An 18,212-nucleotide genomic window follows, 5' to 3' on the forward strand; every position below is an offset into this window, starting at 1 on the left:
AACAAAGGGCCCCGAGCGAAGCTCGGAGCCCTTTGCGAAAGTCTGGCTAGCCAGATCAGCCGTTATTACGGGCTGGTCGGCTTGTCGTCGTCGTTGTCCGACGCGATGATGATGCCGCCAACGACAGCAACGAGAGCGAGGACAGCGATGATCCAGCTCGTGCTGCCTTCGAGTTCGCTCTGGCCGTCAACGGCCGAAGCTGCGCGGGCTGCGGGAGCAGCCGACGCGGCAACCGGCGCCGCAATCATCGAGGTCGCTGCGAGAGAGATCGCAGCTTTCTTAAGCAGGTTCATCATTTTCTCCGTCCACTGGATTACTTTTGTCGAATCACACCGGCGAAGTTTCCCCCGGTCTGCTTCTGCAGGGCCTTATTAGGCACGGCGTTCAGCAATTGCAACGACGTTTTGCCCTACCCCGGTAAATCTTAGTAAATCATAAATAGGGGAAAAGTTGTTGCATCGAACGCTACTTATCCGCGCCGTACACGCTCGAAGGATTCGCTCGTGACAGGATAGCCAAGATGCCCGGGGATGCAGAGATGGGCCTGCCCCTCACGCTCCTCGATCCATGGCGTGATGAGCTCGACCGGAAACTGGCCGGAATGCTCGGAAAAGCTGGTGAAATCTGCAACTTGTGCCAGGCGTTCGAGATTGCGTCGGGTGGGAAAGATCACCGACACGTCGCCGCGGTCGGCCATCGCCAGCGTGGCCTTCGCGCTCGCCCAGAAAATATGGCTGTGCTCGGCCTCCTCGACCGTGAGTTCATGGCTGTGCGGCGGCGCGGCGACGGCATAGAATCGCGTGTCGAACGTTCGCGCCTCTTTGAAATTGGGGCACCACCGCGCGAAGGGGACGAAGGATTCCAATGCGATTCGGTCGCCGCGCGCTGCCAATATGTCCGAAAGCAGCGTTCCGGCGAGCAACGCCTGCCGCACCTCGGCAACGTCGCTTTCGGCCAGCGCCGGCCAACCGACCGCGAGACCCGTTTCCTCCAGCGTCTCGCGCAGCGCCGCGACCCGCGCCGCGCCGTCGGCTTCGTCGATGCCCGGCCCGTAAAGGCGCGCCACCCGATAATCGTCGGGGTCGACGCGGCCGCCGGGAAACACGACCGCCCCGGCCGCGAAGGCCATGGTGACCGACCGCTTGACCATCAATATCTCGTCAGCGCCGCCGTCGTCCGCCGGCCGCATGATGACCAGCGTCGCGGCGGGAATGGCGCCGTCGGGCAACAGTTCGGCGGGCGGGGTCGTCGGCGTATCGGTCATGGCGCAAGCGATAACCGTGCTGCACCCCCTTGTCATCCCGGCATTGCGGCGGCACGCGGACGGGTGCAAGGTGACGCACGGCCAAGGGATCCGGGACGGGGAGCACGGCATTGGGAATCGTCGAGATTTTGGGCGTCGCGGGCAGCCTCAGCCTCCTTGCCGGCTGGCGGCTCTACCTCACCATATTGGCAACCGGCACCGCGATGCATTTCGGCTGGCTGCCGCTGCCCGAACATCTCGCCGCCTTGCAGGTGCTCGCCAATCCATGGGTGCTGGGCGTTGCCGCGGTCGGCACCATCGCCGAGTTCCTCGCCGACAAGATCGCCTGGGTCGATTCGATCTGGGATACGGTCCACAGCATCATCCGCCCGCTCGGCGGCGCGCTGCTGGCGCTGGCGCTGGTCGATTCGTCGGATCCGGCGTGGCAGGTCATCGCCTTCCTGCTGGGCGGCGGCGGCGCCTTGCTGAGCCATGGCGCCAAGGCGACGACGCGCGCGGTCGTCAACGTCAGCCCCGAACCGTTCAGCAACGCCGTGGTGTCGACCGGCGAAGATGTCGCCACGGGCGGCCTGCTGGCGCTGGCCATCGCCTATCCGCCGCTGGCCATCGTCATCGCAATCCTGCTCGCGGTTGCCGCGGTCATCGTCATCATCGCGCTGCGCCGGCTGCTGCGAAATATCAAGGCGACGTTGAAGCGCGCTTTGGGCGACGAAACGCCGCCGCCGATTGATGCTTAGTAATTTGGCAACATTCAGTTTATAGGCTGCGCGGACAGGGGGGCATACCAAACCCGAAAGGGAATGAGGACGCATGCCCCCCAAATCCATATCGAAGCCGATACGCGCCCCGCGCCGGAAGCATTTGCTGCTGTCGACCGCTGCCGCCGCCCTCACGCTGACGCAGGCGTCGCCGGCGCTTGCGCAATGCGTCTTCACCCCGACTGCCGGGAATGACACCCACGTCTGCAGCAGCGGCACCTCCCCCGCCGGCCTGAACGACCCGGGCGGCAACAACCAGCTGACGCTCCCTACCGGCGGAACCGGGACCATCGCCGGCAATGTGACCTTTGGCGGCGGGACCGACGCGGTCGTGATGGATTCGGGCCGTATCAACGGCGGGGTCGATCAGGGCAACGGCAACGATCGCTTCCAGATCAGCGCCGGGACGGTCACCGGACAGGTGCAGCAAGGCGAAGGCATCGACGATTTCGTGATGACCGGCGGCGAGATCAACACGCTCAACCAGGGCGGTTCGATGGACACGTTCCTGATGTCGGGCGGCCGCATCGTCGATGCGTTCGACGACGGCGACACCGCACGGATGACGGGCGGACGCATCGGCCGGGTGAATATGAAGCTCGCCGACAATCTGTTCGACATGTCGGGCGGCACCATCGACCGCAATCTCGTCGCCGGTTTCGGCAACGACACGATCATCCTGTCGGGCGGCACGATCGGCGGCAATATCAGCGTGTCGGGCGGCACCGACAGCGTGACGATCACCGGCGGATCGGTCGGCGGCGACGTGCTGCTGAGCGTCGGCACCGACAGCTTCACCTGGGACGGCGGCGGCGTCGTCCACGGCACGGTCGATCTCGGCGGCGACAATGACAGCGCGCGGCTGGTGGACCTGACGGCGGCGCATCTCGGCCGGTCGCCGCGGATCACCGGCGGCGAAGGCAGCGACACGCTCACCTTCGACAATGTCACAAGCGGGGGAATCGCGCGCTTCGACGGCTGGGAACTGATCCGGGCCACCAACGATAGCGAACTGACCTTCGACGGTTTCCTGACGCTCGGCGATGCGGGGACGGGCACCGGCCGTTTCGAACTCGACGCGTCGAGCACGATCTTCGGCGGCGGCCTTCAGGGCGGGATTACGGCCTTTACCGCGGGGCAGCGCGCGACGCTGGTGAACGCCGGACGGATCGACCTGACCAATGGCGGCAATACGCCGGGCGACAGCTTCACCGTGCGCGGCAATTATGTCGGCGACGGCGGGCTGCTGCTCATCGATACCGTGCTCGGCGACGATGCATCGCTATCCGACAAGCTGGTCATCGACGCGGGCGCCGCGTCGGGCACAACGGGAATCACCGTGCTCAACGCCGGCGGAACCAGGGGCGTCACGGCGCAGAACGGCATTCTTGTCGTCGAGGCGATCAATGGCGGAACGACCGCGAGCGGCGCTTTTGCGCTCAACCAGCGCGTCGCCGTCGGCGCCTATGAATATTTCCTGTTCCGCGGCGGCACGACCACCGGCACGGGGGACAATTGGTATCTGCGCTCGACGCTGCCGCCCCCGCCGGCACCCGCGGCCCCGCCGCCGCCCGAGCCCGCGCCCGCGCCGCCGGTGCTGACGCCGCCGCCACCGGCGCCCGCGCCCGAACCTCTGCCGCCCGAACCGCCGGCGCCCCCGCCGCCGCCGGCCCCGCCCCCACCGCCCCCGCCGCCCGAGCCGACGCCGGTCGATCCCGACCCGGTCGACCCTGCGCCGCCGGTGACGGTTACCGATCCGCCGCCGCCGCCGACGCCCGAGCCGCCCCCGGCGCCCGAGCCCGCAGCGCCGCCGCCGCCGCCCGAACCGCCGGCCGAACCCGCGCCGCTGCCCCCGCCGACCCCCGACCCGGCGGCGGAACCGCCGACGCCCGACGCAACTCCGGTGGTCGCCGAGGCCGGCGAAGTCGTTCCGCTCTTCCGCCCCGAGGTCGCAGCCTTTGTCGCGGCGGTGCCCGTCGCGCATCATCTGGCGTCGGCGACGCTCGGCACCTTCCACGAGCGCCGCGGCGAGCAGGCGCTGCTGCGCGGCGGCGGGGTGCTGCCCGCGACATGGGGCCGCGTCTTTGCCGAGAATAGCGACATCAAATGGGACGGCGACGTCGCGCCCTCGCTCGACGGCGACCTCTCGGGTTTCCAGATCGGGCAGGATTTTGCCGGCTGGGGCGAGGATGGCGGGACGAACATCCGCCTTGGCGCCTTTGTCGGGCGATCGTCGACCGACGGCACCGTCCGCGGCGGCGCGCTCGGCTGGAACGACCTGACCGTCGGCCAGATCGACGTCAAGGCGACGAGCCTTGCCGGTTATGCGACTTTGGTCGGGACAAGCGGCTGGTACGTCGACCTGGTCGCGATGCACAGCTGGTTCGACGGCACCGCCGCCGCCAGTTCGGGCATGGCGATCGACGTCGACGGCACCGGCTGGACCGCATCGCTCGAGGCCGGATATCCGATCGCGCTCTCGGGCAAGTGGACGCTCGAACCGCAGGCGCAGCTCTTGTGGCAGCAGGTCAAGCTCGACGACCGCGCCGACGCCTTCTCGACGATCGATTTCGCCACGGGCGATTCGCTTACGGGGCGCGCCGGGCTGCGCCTCCAGGGCGAATATGGCAGCTTCCAGCCCTATCTCCACGCCAGCCTGTGGCACGGCTTTTCGGGCGACCAGTCAACGCGCTTCGGCACCGATCCGATCCGCACCGACCTCGGCCGCACCGAGGCGGAGGTCGGCGCCGGGCTGATCGCACGCCTCGGGACAAGCGTCGCGGTGCATGTGAAGGGCGATTATGCGTTCGACGCCGACGGGCCGCGCAGCCGGCGTTACGGCGGCACGGTCGGAGTGACGATCCGCTGGTAGCGGTCAGGCGGGGAGCAGAGCTTTCAGCGGGGTTTCGGTGTCGGCGAGCTGCCCGGCCGTCGCCACCAGCCCCGCGGTGACGATCATGCGGCCCTGGACATAGTCCCTGGTCGCATTGACGCAGTCGAGCGCGATGACCTTGCCCGCCTTGAGGTAAATGACCGAGAAGCTGCGCGTGGCGGGATCGCCGCGCAGCACCGCCTGGTCATGGCCGGTCGAGAGGCCCGCGGTCTGGAGCTTGAGGTCGTACTGGTTCGACCAGAACCAGGGGATCGCATGATAGGGTGCTTCGTCGCCGACGATACCCTTTGCGACGACATTCGCCTGGTCATTGGCATTCTGCACCGATTCCAGCCGGATCTCGGCGCCCTCGGCGAAGTCGTTCGCATGCGATGCGCAGTCGCCGATTGCATAGACATCGGGCAGGCTCGTCTTGCAGAGGCGGTCGACGCGCACGCCGTTGGCGCAGTCGGCCCCCGCGGCGATCAACGGCTCGACCGCGGGCACGATACCGATACCGACGATGACGAGATCGGCGGGGATCACCTCGCCGTCGGCGAGGCGGACGCCGGTGACCTTCGTCTCACCCTCGATCGCATCGACGCACACGCCGAGCCTGAGGTCGACGCCATGGTCGCGGTGTTCCTTTTCGTAGAAGCGCGACAGCTCTTCGCCCGCGACGCGCGCGAGCACGCGGTCGAGCGCTTCCAGGAGCACGACCTTCTTGCCCGCCTTGCTCAGCACCGCCGCGGCTTCGAGCCCGATATAGCCGCCGCCGATCACGACGATCTGGCCCGCGGTTTCCGACGCCGCCTTCATCGCGTCGGCATCGGCGCGCGTGCGCACGCCCTGCACGCCGGGCAAGTCGCCGCCGGGGATCGGGAGCATGCGCGGAGATCCCCCGGTCGCCCAGACAAGCTTGCCATAGCCGATCGTCTCGCCGCCATCGGTGGTGACGGTGTGCGCGGCGGGATCGACGCGCGCGACGCGTTTGCCGAGCAGCATCGTGACTTCGCGCTCGTCCCAATATTTGGCGGGGCGCAGCTGGATGCGTTCGAATTCCTTCTCGCCCGCGAAATATTCTTTCGACAGCGGCGGGCGTTCGTAGGGAAGTTCGGGCTCTTCGCCGATGATCGCGATGGTCCCTGCAAATTTCTGCGTACGCAGCATGATCGCCACCTGCGCCCCGCCATGACCCGCGCCCACTATCACCACGTCGAACTGCATCGTCTTCGTCTCCGACTGCTCGCCGGTGCCCCTCGCACGCGTCCGCGGGCGAGGCAAGCCGCCGCGGCCTCGCGATGGCGAAAGAAAATCTTGAAGGTCGAAGGCCGGTCAGTCGGTCAGCCCGGCGAGCCATTCGACGATCATCGCGCGCCCCGCCGCCACGGCGGACGGACCGTGCTGCCGGTGGAGGTCTCGCATCCCTTCCACGCTTCCACCGGTTTCGCCCAACGCATCGGGCCATTGGCGCAGCCATTCATCGAACCGCGGATCGAGCCCCATTTCGCCGTGAAACTGCAGCGCGAGGATATTGTTGCCGCGCCGAAATGCCTGATGCGGATAGGCGGGCGTCGATGCCAGCAATTCGACGTCATCGGGAAGGTCGAAGGTGTCGCCGTGCCAATGGAGCACGGGCACATCGGCAAGGTGGCGCAGCGGCGAGGCCGTGTCGACAAAGCTCAGCGGGTGAAATCCAACCTCCTTCGCCGGCCCCGGATAGACACGCGCGCCCATCGCCGCGGCGATCATCTGCGCCCCGAAGCACACCCCGAGCGTCGGCCGCCCCGCGTCGAGCCGGCGCGCAAGCCGGCGGAGCTGGCAGGCGATCCACGGATGCGCGTCCTGCTCATAAACCCCCATCGGACCGCCCATCATGATGAGCAGGTCGGGCTCGCCCAAGTCGACGGTGCCGAAATTCGTATCGGAAACGTCGATACGCGCCAGCGCATATCCCGCGGCCTCGATCGGTTCGCGATATCCGGCGATCCCTTCGTGCGGGACGTGGCGGATGATGAGTCCGGTTCTGGTCTTTTGCTGCGGTGACATTTCGGGCGATGAATCGAGTGGTTGCTGCGCTGTTTCGAACGCACCCTGTCTAGCCAAGTCATCGCCCCGATGTCACTCTACCAAAGCAGTAGAGATACTGTTGCGGCCCGTAGCTGAGCTTGGCTCCGTTCGCTACGGGCCGCCATTGGCTCGTCAGGCCAGCTCGGCGACAAGCTCTTCCAGCTCCGACCCCGTGACGGCGACGACTTCGCCCAGCTTCGCCGCGATGATCGCCGCCTGTCCGGGCGGAAGCCCCGCGACTGTCACTTCGATCCGCATATGCGTCGGCAGGACCTGCATCGCCATCGCGCTCGGCACGATCGACCGCTGCGCGAAATAATTGGCGACGCGCGGCAGCGATTGCGGGTCGAGGATCGCGTCGACGCGGAAGCGATGCATCACGCCGCCTCGCGCTGCGCGCCCGCGATCACCTCTTCGGCCATCTCGTCGGCGACGAGCGCAGGCGAGCGCCCTTCGCGCGCGGCGCGTTCGAGCAGCGCGCCGACGCGCGGGGCGATCTCGGCGACGCGCAGTTTCACATCGCTTTCGTCCTCGCCCAGATATTCGGCCGACACATTGATGATACCTCCGGCGTTGACGACATAGTCGGGGGCATAGGCGATGCCGCGTTCGAGCAGCAGCGCGGCGACGTCGGGGGTCGCAAGCTGGTTGTTCGCCGCGCCGCAGACGAGCTTCGCCTTCAGCCGGGCGACCGTCTCGCGGTCGAGCGCGCCGCCGAGCGCGCAGGGCGCAAAGATGTCGGCCTCGACCGACGCGATCTCGGACACGTCGACGACTTCGGCGCCGTGCACCGCCTTCAGCCGATCGCGGCGCGCCGGATTGACGTCGGCGATCACCAACCGCGCACCGGCGTCGGCGAGGCGGCGACACAGGTCGGCGCCGACATTGCCGGTGCCCTGCACCGCCACCGTCAGCCCCGCCAGATCGCGCCCCAGTGCGAACTCGGCGGCGACCTGCATCGATTCGAAGACGCCCCTGGCGGTCCACGGCGACGGATCGCCGCCCGCGCGTCCCGCCACCGCGGGCAGTCCGGCGACATGGCGCGAGACCGAGGCGACCTCCTGCATGTCCTCGACCGACGTGCCGACATCCTCAGCGGTCACATACATCCCGCCCAGATTTTCGACCGCGCGGCCGAACGCGCGGAACAGGGCCACGCGATCGAATTCGCCTTCGGGACGCCGCAGCACCGCCTTCGCGCCGCCGAGCGGCAGCCCGGCGAGCGCATTCTTGTAGCTCATGCCTTCGGCAAGCCGCACGGCATCGCCCAGCGCCTGCTTCATATCGGGGTAGGACCACAGGCGGCATCCGCCCGCCCCCGGCCCCAAGGCGGTCGAGTGAATCGCAATAAATCCGTCGAGCCCCGCTTCGAGATCATAGAGCCGCACGCATTCGAGCGGCGGGGCCAGACGGGCAAGACGGACGACCATGAAACATACTCCCTTGATTGAGCGTGCCTTGTCGCATTTCCGCCTTGGGCATTCTTGATCGATTATCGGCCACCCATGCCGAATTTTGCATGTTATGATCCGAATAATTACGATATGAGAATGAAATGACCGATCCTGACCCATTCGAGATAAAGATTCTCCGCGAATTGCAGCGCGACGCGAATCAAACGACGGCCGAGATCGCCGAGCGCGTCGGGCTGTCGGTCTCGCCGTGCTGGCGCCGCATCGACCGGCTCGAGCGCGAGGGCTTCATCAAGAAGCGCGTCGCGATCATCGACCGGCGCAAGGTCGGGCTCAACGCGCATGTGTTCGCGCAGGTCAAGCTCAACGCCCATGGCCGCGCCAACCTCGACGAATTCAGCGCCGCGATACAGGGATTTCCCGAGGTGCTCGACGCCTATGTGCTGATGGGCACGACCGATTTCATGCTGCGGATCGTCGCGAAGGACATCGACGCCTATGAACGCTTCTTCTTCGACCAGCTGAGCAAATTGCCGGGGATACAGGAAATCAATTCGACGGTGGCGCTGTCCGAAATCAAGGCGACGACCGAGCTGCCGCTGGGTCAGGATTAGGCGGCGGACCGCCCCCGCTTTGCCCGTGCCAAATGCGAACGCCGAATCCTGCGCAAGGATGCTTGTTTTCATCCCGAGGCGCTGCTAGTGGCGCCCCTCGTTGCCGCTTTAGCTCAGTTGGTAGAGCACATCATTCGTAATGATGGGGTCACAGGTTTGAGTCCTGAAGCGGCACCACCATCTTCCCAACATCACCAGAGAAAAGCCAAAGGGCTTTGCGCCGCGTTTCCGGGCGCCGACCTATAGTCGATCCATGCGGAGCCAAGCCTTGTCGCCGATCCATGCCTTCGACAAGGCTTTGTCGGCAGCCGCGGCCTCCAGCCTTTTCCCCTGCGCCGCCTCGCTGCGGCCGAGCCCGTAGAGCGCCCAACCATTGTTCGGCGTCTGCGCCAGCGCGGCGCGAAAGGCGTCGCTCGCTTCGCCATAGCGCCGCGCCCGGAACAGCGCCGCGCCGAGCGACTGCTTCACCGGATAATACCAATAGGCCGGTTCCTGATACGGAAGGCTGGCCTCGATCTCGATTGCCTGACGGTAAAAGCCGATGGCGTCGTCGGTGCGGCCCTGCACGCTTGCGAACCGGCCGCGCGCCACCAGCTCGGCCAGCGAGACCAGATCCCCCGCCGGCACGCCCTGGTCGATCATGGACTTCATGGCATCCGACGTCCGTATCCGGGTCATCGCGGCCAGTTCGCGATCGAAGGCCTTGCGGTCGCGAAGCCCGGCATAGGCGATACTGCGGGCGAAATGCCGCATTGCCGTCGGATAGGCGAGGCTCGGATCGGGCGCCGGCATCGCCAATATGGCTTTTGGATCGGCAAATTGCGCCATCGCAAAATAGGGCGCCGCGTCGATCGACTGGATCCACGCGATCTGCGCTGACGTCTTCGGGTCGAGGACGGTCCGCAGCCGCCGCGCCTCGCGAATAGCGGTAGGCATGTCACCCGCCATTTGCGCCGACGTCACGATGAAGTGGATATTGTGCGGATAATAGCCGTAGCGCACGAGGCCGTTGTCGCCGGCGCTGCGGATATATTCCTCGTCGGCGCGCGCGGCGGCGATGTTGACGCGGATCGAATCGGCGTGGCGACCGCGCAGCTGATAGATATGCCCCGGCATGTGGACGAGATGCGCCGCGCTCGGCGCCGACGGGTTCGCCAGCCGGTCGGCCGCCGCCTCGGCGCGCTGCGGGTCGCTCGCTTCCACGAGATGGATATAGAGATGGTTCGCCTGGACATGGCCGGGATTGCGCTTCAGCACCGTCTCGACAAGCCGCACGGCCTCGCCGCTCCGGCCGACCGATGTCTTCTTGTCGGCCTCCCAATAGTTCCACGGGCTCGTATTCATCACCGCCTCGGCCGTGAGCACCGCCACATCGTCGTCGCCCGGAAACCGGCGCGCGACATCGAGCATCGCGTCGGCATAGCCGGCATCGAGCGCGGCGCGGTCGCTTCCCGGATCGCGCGAATAGCGCTTGGCGACGGCTTCGATCAGCGCCCGCTCCATCGGCGTAGCGGCGCTTCGCAGTGCCATCGCGCGGTCCATTGCGCCCAGCGCGGCACCGCGATCGCGCTCGTCCATCGGCGCGTTGATATTCGGGCCGAGCGCGACGGCTTCGCCCCACCAGCACATCGCGCAATCGCGGTCGAGCCGCTGCGCTTCGCGAAACGAGCGCACCGCGCCCGCATGATTGAAGCCATAGGTCAGGAGCAGCCCCTGGCTGAAATAGCGCCGGGCCTGATCCGTGTTCGTCGAGACCGGAAACGGCGAGGTCGCGAGATCCGGAAAAAGCGGGATCGGCCTGCCTTCGCTGGCGGGTGCCGCGAACGCCGCCGCGACAAGGAGATTCTGCGCCAAGGACGAACCCGCGCGCCTCGCGCCGCAAAACAGGGTCGCAAGACGGCTCGGATCCAGCGCTTCGAGCGCGGCGGCCGAAAAGGCCGGCGGCGGCGCAAAGCTCGTCAGCGAAATCCCGATCCCCACTATCGCCGCGGCTTTGAATGGGCCAAGCATCACAATCCCCTTCCCCAAAAGGTGACCAGAAACAGCAACGCCCAAATATCACGAATAGATTACGCGCCAAAACCGAATCTTCATCGCATTCTAATCCACTAATATTCAACGCAAGTTCGGATAATATTTATTCGAGCGCGCCTGCTCAGCCTCGAATGACTTGGGGAATTTTCGCCGCGGGGATGCCCTCGCCCCGCCGCGATCCGTAGAGACCGCGGCGGGGCGAGGGCAACGGAGCCCGGCGATCAGGTCTTCGTCGAAGCCGCCTCATCGGCATATTTGATCGCACAGCCATATGGTTGGGCAAAGGCAGTGGTGACCGGACGCCCCGCGGCATGGTCGTCGAGCGCGGCGCGCACGAAATTCCTGGCGCCGGCGAGGTCCTCGACCTTGTTCGTCGGCTTGTCGTCGATGCCCCCGGTATAGATGATGCGCCCCTCGCCATCGATCACGCGCATATCGGGCGTGGTCTTCGCGCCATAGGCCCGGCCGGTCGCGCCGGTCGGATCGAGCAGCAGATGGGTAAAGCCCGCGTTGAACCGCTGGCCCCAGTTTTTCGCGCTCTCACCCTCGACGAAGCCCTGCTCGCCCGGCGCCGAAGAGACGATTGTCAACCATACGACGCCGTCGGCCACCGCCTCTTTCTGCAGCTTCTGCATCGCACCGCTATAATGTTTTTTGACATAGGGGCAGCCCTCGTTCGTCCATTCGAGCACGACGGTCTTGCCGCGGAAATCGGCCAGCGAAACCTGCTTTCCGTCGGCGCTCGCGAGCTCGAAGGCTGGTGCCACCTGGCCCCCGGCGTTCGCCGCCGCCTCCTTGGCGGCGGGCTGATCGGCCTTCTGCTCGGCCTGCTGGCCGCATCCGGCGAGCAGCAGGACCGATGCGGCGGCGAAGGAAAATACTGGATATTTCACGGCTAATCTCCTCTCGGTTATGATGCTTCGCGCCCCGCCGCCGCGCGCTTCAACGCGTCGGCGACGATCCCCGGCGTCAACAGCTGGGGTAAAATCTCGGGTGCCTCCTTGCCGGGCGTATAGACGAGATAGAGCGGAACGCCGGAGCGGCCGAAGCGCTCCAATTCCCGCGCGATCCTATCATCGCGGCGCGTCCAGTCGGCGACCATATAGAGCGTGCCCGTTTCGGCGAGCAGCGCGCGCGTCCCCGCACTCGCCAGCGCGGCGCGCTCGTTCACCTTGCAGGTGACGCACCAGTCGGCGGTGAAGTTCACGAATACAACCTTGCCCTGCGCCCGCGCGGCGGCGACGGCATCAGCGGTCCACGGCGTGTCCGCGGTTTCTTCGGAACCTGCCTCTGGTCCGGCATCGGGGGCGAGTAGCGTCGCCGACGCCGCGACGCCGAGACCGGCGAACAGCGACAGCGCGGCCCCGATCGTCGAGCCGAGCGCACGGCGCCCCGACATTTTCGCGATCTGGCGCCAGCCCCACAGCGTCAGACCCAACGCCAGCAGCAGGCCGGCCGCGAGAATGAGCGCCAGCGCCTCGCTGCCCGTCTGGCGCGCGAACACCCAGACGAGCCAGAGCGCGGCGCCGTACATCGGAAAGGCGAGGATCGATTTCAGCCGCTCCATCCACGGCCCCGGCTTCGGAAACCGGCGCAGCAAGGCGGGCGAGAGGCTGATGATCAGATAGGGCAGCGCGAGCCCCAAGCCCAGCATGGCGAAAATCGCCAGCGCCATCGGCGCGGGCATCAGCAGCGCGGCGCCGAGGGCGAAGGCCATGAACGGCGCGGTACAGGGCGCGGCGACGACCACCGCGAGCACGCCGGTGAAGAAGGCTCCCGACCAGCCCGGAAGCCGCGTCAACCGGCTGCCCGCCCCGCTTGCGGGCAAGGCGACCTCGAAAACCCCCGAAAGATTGAGCCCGACGGCGAGCATGAGCAGCGCGAGCGCGGCGGTGACCGCGGGATTTTGCAGATGAAAACCCCAGCCCGCCGCTTCGCCCGCGGCGCGAAAAGCGAGCAAGGCGGCGGCCAGAACGACAAAGGTCGCAAGGACGCCGCAAAGAAAGGCGATACCGTCGCGCCGTGCCTCGCGCGGGGCGTGCGCCGAGACGGCCAGCGACGCGGCCTTCATCGCCAGGATCGGGAACACGCACGGCATCAGGTTCAGGATCAGGCCGCCGACGAGCGCGAACAGCGCGGCCTGGGCAAAGACAAGGATATGCGTATCGCCCGTCGGCGCTGCAAAGGCGGCCGACGGATCGGCGGTGATTTCCCATGCCCCGCCGGGCGTCGACAGGACGCCCTTGACGGGTTTGGTGAGGCCGGCAGCGACAATCGCTCCCCCGGCTTTCATTCGCAGCTCCAGATCCGCGCCGGTCCATTTGGCGCGCTGTGCAGCAGGATGTTCGACAACGCCGCCGTCAAAGGGGAAGAAATAAGCTCCGCCGGCAGCGCCCGGCGTCAGCGCCGTACCGCGCACGGTCAGCACGAGATCCGCACCGTCGCGGACAAGGCGGGCATCGATGTCGGCGGCACGCGGCGCGCTGTCGACGATGCGTTCGATCGCGGCGCCCTCCCCGGCCGTCAGCGGCGGCACGGCTTCGCGGATGGCCAGGTCGAGCTTCACGACGCGCTCGTCGGGGACGCACATCTCGTCGCTGCAGACCATCGAGAGCACGGTAACGCTGAGCGGCAGGGTCGATCCCGGCTTGGCCGACGCGGGTATTTCTATCGGTACGGGGAGATAGACCTGGCGCGAATAGCCGTAGTTCATCAGTCCCTTGACCGGCTGGCGTTCGGGCAGCGGCCACAGGATCGGGCCCGCCGAAACCCCCGGCGGCAGCGACCATGTCAGCTCGGTTGCGCCGCCCGAATCGCCGGGATTACGCCAATAGGTGTGCCAGCCGGGTTTGATGTCCTGGCGCACCGCAACGATCGCGGTCGAACCGGGGGCCGCCCATTGGTGCATCGGGACGAGCGATACGTCGATATTTTCCGAGTACATCGTTTGCGCCGAAGCCGGCGCAAGCGCGGTTGCGGCGAAGATCAGTACCCAGAGAAAGACGCGGAACGGGCGCACCATATACAAACCAGCCGATCATTCATTGTTGCGCGCTGCCGCCCCGTCGTACAGCGCGGGCGAGAGCAACACCAACTTGTCGCAACTTTATGGCAAAGACGCTGATGGTCCCATTCCGGCTTGCAGCTGAAAGACTTCACAGCGATGCAGCCTCCACTATGGCCAGTGAAATGATGATCGGCAAAGCGGGGCGCCGGCGGTGACGCCGGGCGAACTGCGCGACCTTTTGGAAACGCGGCAGGTCGCGATCTACTTCGGCGCCGTACTGCTTGGCGCGCTCGCGGGCGCGTTGCTCCCCGGCGCCGAAGCGCTCGAACCGGCGATCAACCCCGCGCTCGCCTTCATGCTGTTCGTGACCTTTCTCCAGGTGCCGCTGGCGGCGCTGGGCCAGGCGCTGCGCGATCTCCGGTTCCTCGCCGCGCTGCTGTCGGTCAACTTCCTTGTCGTGCCGCTGCTGGTGGCCGCGCTGATCCGGTTCGCGCCCGACGATCCGCTCATCCGCCTCGGGGTGCTGATCGTGCTGCTTTGTCCGTGCATCGACTATGTCGTGACCTTCGCGCATCTCGGCCGCGCCGATGCACGGCTGCTGCTTGCCTCCACCCCGGCGCTGCTCATTGCGCAGATGCTCTTGCTGCCGCTCTACCTTGCCGCGTTTCTCGGCGAGACCGCTGCCGGCCTCGTCCACCCCGGCCCGTTCATCCACGCGTTCCTCTGGCTCATCGCCCTGCCGCTCGCGCTGGCGATCCTGTGCCAGCTCTGGGCGGCGCGCAGCCGCGCGGGCGCGCGTGCGGCCGCCGCGCTCGGCCTGCTCCCCGTCCCGGCGACCGCGCTCGTGCTCTTGATCGTCATCGCCGCGGTCCTGCCGCAGCTTGGCGCCGCGATCCCGGCGGCACTCAGCGTCTTGCCGCTCTATATCGCCTTCGCGGTGATCGCTCCCGTCGCGGGATGGCTCGTCGCCCGCGCCGCACGGCTCGATGCGCCCGGCGGCCGCGCGGTCGCGTTCAGCGCCGGCACGCGCAATTCGCTCGTCGTGTTGCCGTTGGCGTTGGCCGTGCCCGGTGCCATGCCGGTGCTGCCCGCCATCATCGTCACGCAGACGCTCTTCGAGCTGCTGTTCGAACTCCTATATGTTCGCACGATCGCGCAAATGGGACGCGGCGCCGCGCACGGCGCGTGAGCCTATCGGGACTGCAGGACATCGAAAATCTCGGCCGATTGACGCGCCCAGTCCGGATGCGTTGCGGCCAAGGATCAGGCGGCAACAACGGCATTTAGCCGTGGCGATGGTTTCCGGATGTCGGGAAGGGAAAATGGTGCCCAGAAGAGGAAACTAAGAAAACTCCCATGATTTTGATAATAAAAATTAAACTATTATTAAAATACAGGATGGCCCCAATGATGACATCCTAAATTCAGAGATGAAGTGATGCGATTACCAATTATCAACACGATATCTCACTTGATCTTATACCTTCCGCAGCCGTGCCATACAATGCTTTTGTAGAAAACTCGTCTGGTGGTAATCTGGCATCTCTTCTGACGATGCTGTCGGAATTTGCGACGCGCGAGCGCGCAAACGGGTTGATCTCCGGTCCACTCGGGGACGAGATGATCCTGTCGAAGACGAAGTCGTCGCCACTCCGAACCAGCGAAGAGTTACTCGGGCACACTTGGTTCTGCAACAAAGAGCGTGGCAGAAGCCTTGCGCAAAAAGGGAGATGACAATGCCGGGCTCGAAAGCACCTTCGGTTTCCGGCCGCGCTTCTTTTTCGGATGGCCGGCTAGGTTCGCTCTCTCGGCTATGATCGCAAGCAGGGCGCAACCATTCGGCCTAAACGGATCATACTAATAGGTGCTGACATGGCAGATAAGCCGGATAACGCGGCAACGCGCGTAACATTGCGCATTTAACATGCCCTTAGGCCTCGCCGACTTCTAGCACGACTCTGCGTCGGAGATTGCCGACCTGGAGCCAAGCAGCATTGGCATCTATTTTCGCGACGTGTAATCGGCAGATCGAACTGCACGGCATGCTGTTGCTGTTGATCAAGCGACCGCGACGGTTGAGAAAGGTAAAATCAGATGTGTGGCGCATTGCTTCGATGACGCAACGCTCCCAATCGAACGGCAGTTCGGGCAATCAGAGCGAGCTTGCCTGGCGCCTCGCGTACAAGCCTAGAAAATGGCAGGTAGCGGCATTGGCCGAGTGGCAGACGTCGCAGCGTGGTATCGTTGAAGTCGTCACGGGAGGCGGCAAAACCGTTTTCGCATTTATCGCGATGCTTGCCGCACGCCGTGAATGTCCGGGCCTACGTACGCTCATCGTCGTCCCGTCGGTAGCGCTCCTCGACCAGTGGGTTATCGCACTTCAGGACGAACTAAATGTGTCAGCGGGAGAAATCGCTCAACTCGGCGGCGGAGATCGTCCGACCGGCGATCCTCCGATAGTCGTTGCAGTCATCAACTCCGCTCGAGAATTCAGCACCCAGTTTGCCGCGGGAGGCCCGGCAATGCTGATTGTCGATGAATGCCACCGTGCAGGTTCCCCTGAGAACGCGAAGGCGTTGAGAGGCGATTTCACGGCAACCCTAGGACTTTCCGCAACACCGGAACGCGAATACGACAGCGGCTTTTCAGATATTCTCGAGCCCGCCCTCGGCCCGATCATTTATCGGTACGACTATGTTGAGGCGGCGGCGGATGAGGTGATCACAAACTTCGATTTGATCAACGTTAGAATTCCGATGATCGACAGCGAACAGAAAAACTACGCAAAGCTCAGCAAGAGAATTGGCCAGCTGGTGCGGATCAATGCGGATGAAGAGGCTTTACGTCGTGCGCTTGTCGCACGGGCGGCAGTCGTAAACACACTGGCCTATCGTGTCCCCGCGGCGGTAAAACTACTCGATAGACACAAAGGCGAACGCGCAATCGTGTTTCATGAGCGAGTTACCGCTGCTGAAGAAATCTATTCGGTGCTCAAGCGCCGGGGTCACAATGCCATATTGTATCATTCGGCCATTGATCCGAGCGTTCGGAGAGAACATCTGCGCCAATTCCGCCGCGGCGTCCACGATGTACTCGTTTGCTGCAGAGCGCTCGACGAAGGCATGAATGCGCCAGAGACCGCTGTGGCTGTGGTTGCTAGTTCGACTGCCAGCCATCGCCAACGCGTCCAGCGCCTAGGGAGAATATTGCGTCCCGCCAAAGGAAAAGAAAAGGCGACCGTCTACACGCTGTTCGCGACGGACGACGAGCAGACCCGCCTCTTGCAGGAAGCTGGCCGCCTTAAAAACATTAGCCAGATTAGCTGGCGACAGTTATCGTTCGTGGGCAATGAACAAGGCACGACATCGGAATGACTGGTACCATCTGCTCTCAGATGATGCGAATTTCGAGGCCGAATTTGAGGCGCTGATTGTTCAAAATGCGGCTTTGCTTCGGCCGGACGCAGTGGTCATTCCCTTTCGTGAGACGATTCTGGCAGACGATCTGCCGCCAAGACGCGCCGATCTCGCATTAATCGACGCGCAATATCGCTTCTGGTGGGTGATTGAAGTCGAGCTAGTCGGTCACAACCTCAACCATCATGTGCTTCCTCAGGTGCGGACCTTTGTCGAGGGTCGATACGGCAGCGCCCATATCGCCGCAATGATGAAGGCGGACCCGTCGCTCGATGGAGATCGTCTTGGTGACATGGTGCGCGCAAAACAGCCCGACGTCGTTGTGATCAGCAACCGGCATGACTCTCAATGGGAGATCGCGCTGCGGAATGAAGACGTCCATTTTTGCGTAATGAATATCTTCCGTTCCGAAAATAACCGCGACATCTTCCTCATTGGCGATGGACTGCCACACCCTGCCAGCGAATGTCTGACCGATATTGTTGCTGCCAAAAATTTGCCGGGCTTTTATCGTATTGCTGCACCAGGTTCACTTGACTTGTCCAAGAAGAAATCCTTGATGCTGGATTATCGGGGCAAGCCACTATCTTTCACCGTTTATCAAACAGCAACCGATTGGTTTTTAATTCCAAACGATTCTCGGATTCGTTCAAGGGCGTATTCGATATTTCTAGGGCTGAGACTCATTCAGAGCCAGAAGGCCAAGGTAGTGACCAGCGCGACGGCTGACAGGAAGTTGGCGGCGAGCTTGTCGTAGCGTGTGGC

The 18,212-nt window shown here is 64.8% G+C and carries 15 protein-coding genes and 1 tRNA gene; 7 read left to right on the top strand and 9 right to left on the bottom strand.

Annotated features, from left to right (window positions below; genetic code table 11):
- Window positions 1-65: 65 nt before the first annotated feature.
- Together J2X38_RS20200 and J2X38_RS20205 are read right to left on the bottom strand one after the other, a co-directional pair.
- Window positions 66-296 carry a hypothetical protein gene (locus tag J2X38_RS20200; RefSeq protein WP_231732538.1) on the bottom strand — a complete coding sequence of 77 codons (231 nt, stop codon included), beginning with the start codon at window positions 294-296 and terminating at the stop codon, window positions 66-68.
- A gap of 173 nt (window positions 297-469) precedes the next feature.
- A complete protein-coding gene (locus J2X38_RS20205) occupies window positions 470-1,264 on the bottom strand; it encodes an NUDIX domain-containing protein (protein ID WP_310256781.1) in 795 nt (264 codons plus the stop codon).
- Between the two features lie 110 nt (window positions 1,265-1,374).
- Here J2X38_RS20205 and J2X38_RS20210 point away from each other — a divergent pair, with 110 nt between their 5' ends.
- Complete coding sequence (locus J2X38_RS20210) at window positions 1,375-2,001, top strand: DUF4126 domain-containing protein (RefSeq protein WP_310256784.1); 627 nt, start codon at window positions 1,375-1,377, stop codon at window positions 1,999-2,001.
- A 73-nt stretch (window positions 2,002-2,074) separates the two neighbouring features.
- Entirely contained in the window at window positions 2,075-4,894 is a 2,820-nt protein-coding gene (locus tag J2X38_RS20215; RefSeq protein WP_310256787.1) for an autotransporter outer membrane beta-barrel domain-containing protein, read from the top strand.
- Between the two features lie 3 nt (window positions 4,895-4,897).
- Here the strand turns inward: J2X38_RS20215 and J2X38_RS20220 are convergent, their stop codons facing one another.
- From J2X38_RS20220 to J2X38_RS20235, 4 genes are all read right to left on the bottom strand, one after another.
- Window positions 4,898-6,121 (bottom strand): FAD-dependent oxidoreductase, encoded by a 1,224-nt coding sequence (locus J2X38_RS20220; protein WP_310256790.1) that lies wholly within the window; start codon window positions 6,119-6,121, stop codon window positions 4,898-4,900.
- A gap of 108 nt (window positions 6,122-6,229) precedes the next feature.
- Window positions 6,230-6,943 (bottom strand): glutamine amidotransferase, encoded by a 714-nt coding sequence (locus J2X38_RS20225; protein WP_310256842.1) that lies wholly within the window; start codon window positions 6,941-6,943, stop codon window positions 6,230-6,232.
- 153 nt (window positions 6,944-7,096) lie between these two features.
- Entirely contained in the window at window positions 7,097-7,342 is a 246-nt protein-coding gene (locus tag J2X38_RS20230; protein ID WP_058537047.1) for a hypothetical protein, read from the bottom strand.
- On the bottom strand, window positions 7,342-8,394 hold the full coding sequence (locus J2X38_RS20235) for a Glu/Leu/Phe/Val dehydrogenase dimerization domain-containing protein (protein WP_310256796.1): 1,053 nt from the start codon (window positions 8,392-8,394) through the stop codon (window positions 7,342-7,344). Before J2X38_RS20235 ends, J2X38_RS20230 begins: the two co-directional genes overlap by 1 nt.
- Window positions 8,395-8,519: 125 nt before the next feature.
- Here J2X38_RS20235 and J2X38_RS20240 point away from each other — a divergent pair, with 125 nt between their 5' ends.
- The gene (locus J2X38_RS20240; protein ID WP_310256799.1) at window positions 8,520-8,990 is read left to right on the top strand and encodes an Lrp/AsnC family transcriptional regulator; all 471 of its coding nucleotides are present in this window, start codon (window positions 8,520-8,522) and stop codon (window positions 8,988-8,990) included.
- A gap of 102 nt (window positions 8,991-9,092) precedes the next feature.
- Window positions 9,093-9,167, top strand: a tRNA-Thr gene (locus J2X38_RS20245).
- A 63-nt stretch (window positions 9,168-9,230) separates the two neighbouring features.
- Here J2X38_RS20245 and J2X38_RS20250 read toward each other — a convergent pair.
- From J2X38_RS20250 to J2X38_RS20260, 3 genes are all read right to left on the bottom strand, one after another.
- Window positions 9,231-11,000 (bottom strand): tetratricopeptide repeat protein, encoded by a 1,770-nt coding sequence (locus J2X38_RS20250; protein WP_310256803.1) that lies wholly within the window; start codon window positions 10,998-11,000, stop codon window positions 9,231-9,233.
- A 245-nt stretch (window positions 11,001-11,245) separates the two neighbouring features.
- The gene (locus tag J2X38_RS20255; RefSeq protein WP_310256805.1) at window positions 11,246-11,917 is read right to left on the bottom strand and encodes a thioredoxin family protein; all 672 of its coding nucleotides are present in this window, start codon (window positions 11,915-11,917) and stop codon (window positions 11,246-11,248) included.
- Window positions 11,918-11,934: 17 nt separating this feature from the next.
- The gene (locus J2X38_RS20260) at window positions 11,935-14,046 is read right to left on the bottom strand and encodes a protein-disulfide reductase DsbD domain-containing protein (protein WP_310256807.1); all 2,112 of its coding nucleotides are present in this window, start codon (window positions 14,044-14,046) and stop codon (window positions 11,935-11,937) included.
- Between the two features lie 196 nt (window positions 14,047-14,242).
- Between J2X38_RS20260 and J2X38_RS20265 the strand changes: the two genes are divergently transcribed.
- The 3 genes from J2X38_RS20265 (at window position 14,243) to J2X38_RS20275 (ending at window position 18,204) form a co-directional block, all read left to right on the top strand.
- Window positions 14,243-15,220, top strand: a complete 978-nt coding sequence (locus J2X38_RS20265; protein WP_310256809.1) for an arsenic resistance protein — start codon at window positions 14,243-14,245, stop codon at window positions 15,218-15,220.
- 805 nt (window positions 15,221-16,025) lie between these two features.
- Window positions 16,026-17,405 (top strand): DEAD/DEAH box helicase, encoded by a 1,380-nt coding sequence (locus J2X38_RS20270; RefSeq protein ID WP_310256812.1) that lies wholly within the window; start codon window positions 16,026-16,028, stop codon window positions 17,403-17,405.
- Window positions 17,380-18,204 (top strand): hypothetical protein, encoded by an 825-nt coding sequence (locus J2X38_RS20275; RefSeq protein ID WP_310256814.1) that lies wholly within the window; start codon window positions 17,380-17,382, stop codon window positions 18,202-18,204. The genes J2X38_RS20270 and J2X38_RS20275 overlap by 26 nt, the downstream gene beginning before the upstream one ends.
- Window positions 18,205-18,212 lie beyond the last annotated feature (8 nt).

Source organism: Sphingopyxis sp. BE235 (genome assembly GCF_031457175.1).
GTDB lineage: Bacteria > Pseudomonadota > Alphaproteobacteria > Sphingomonadales > Sphingomonadaceae > Sphingopyxis.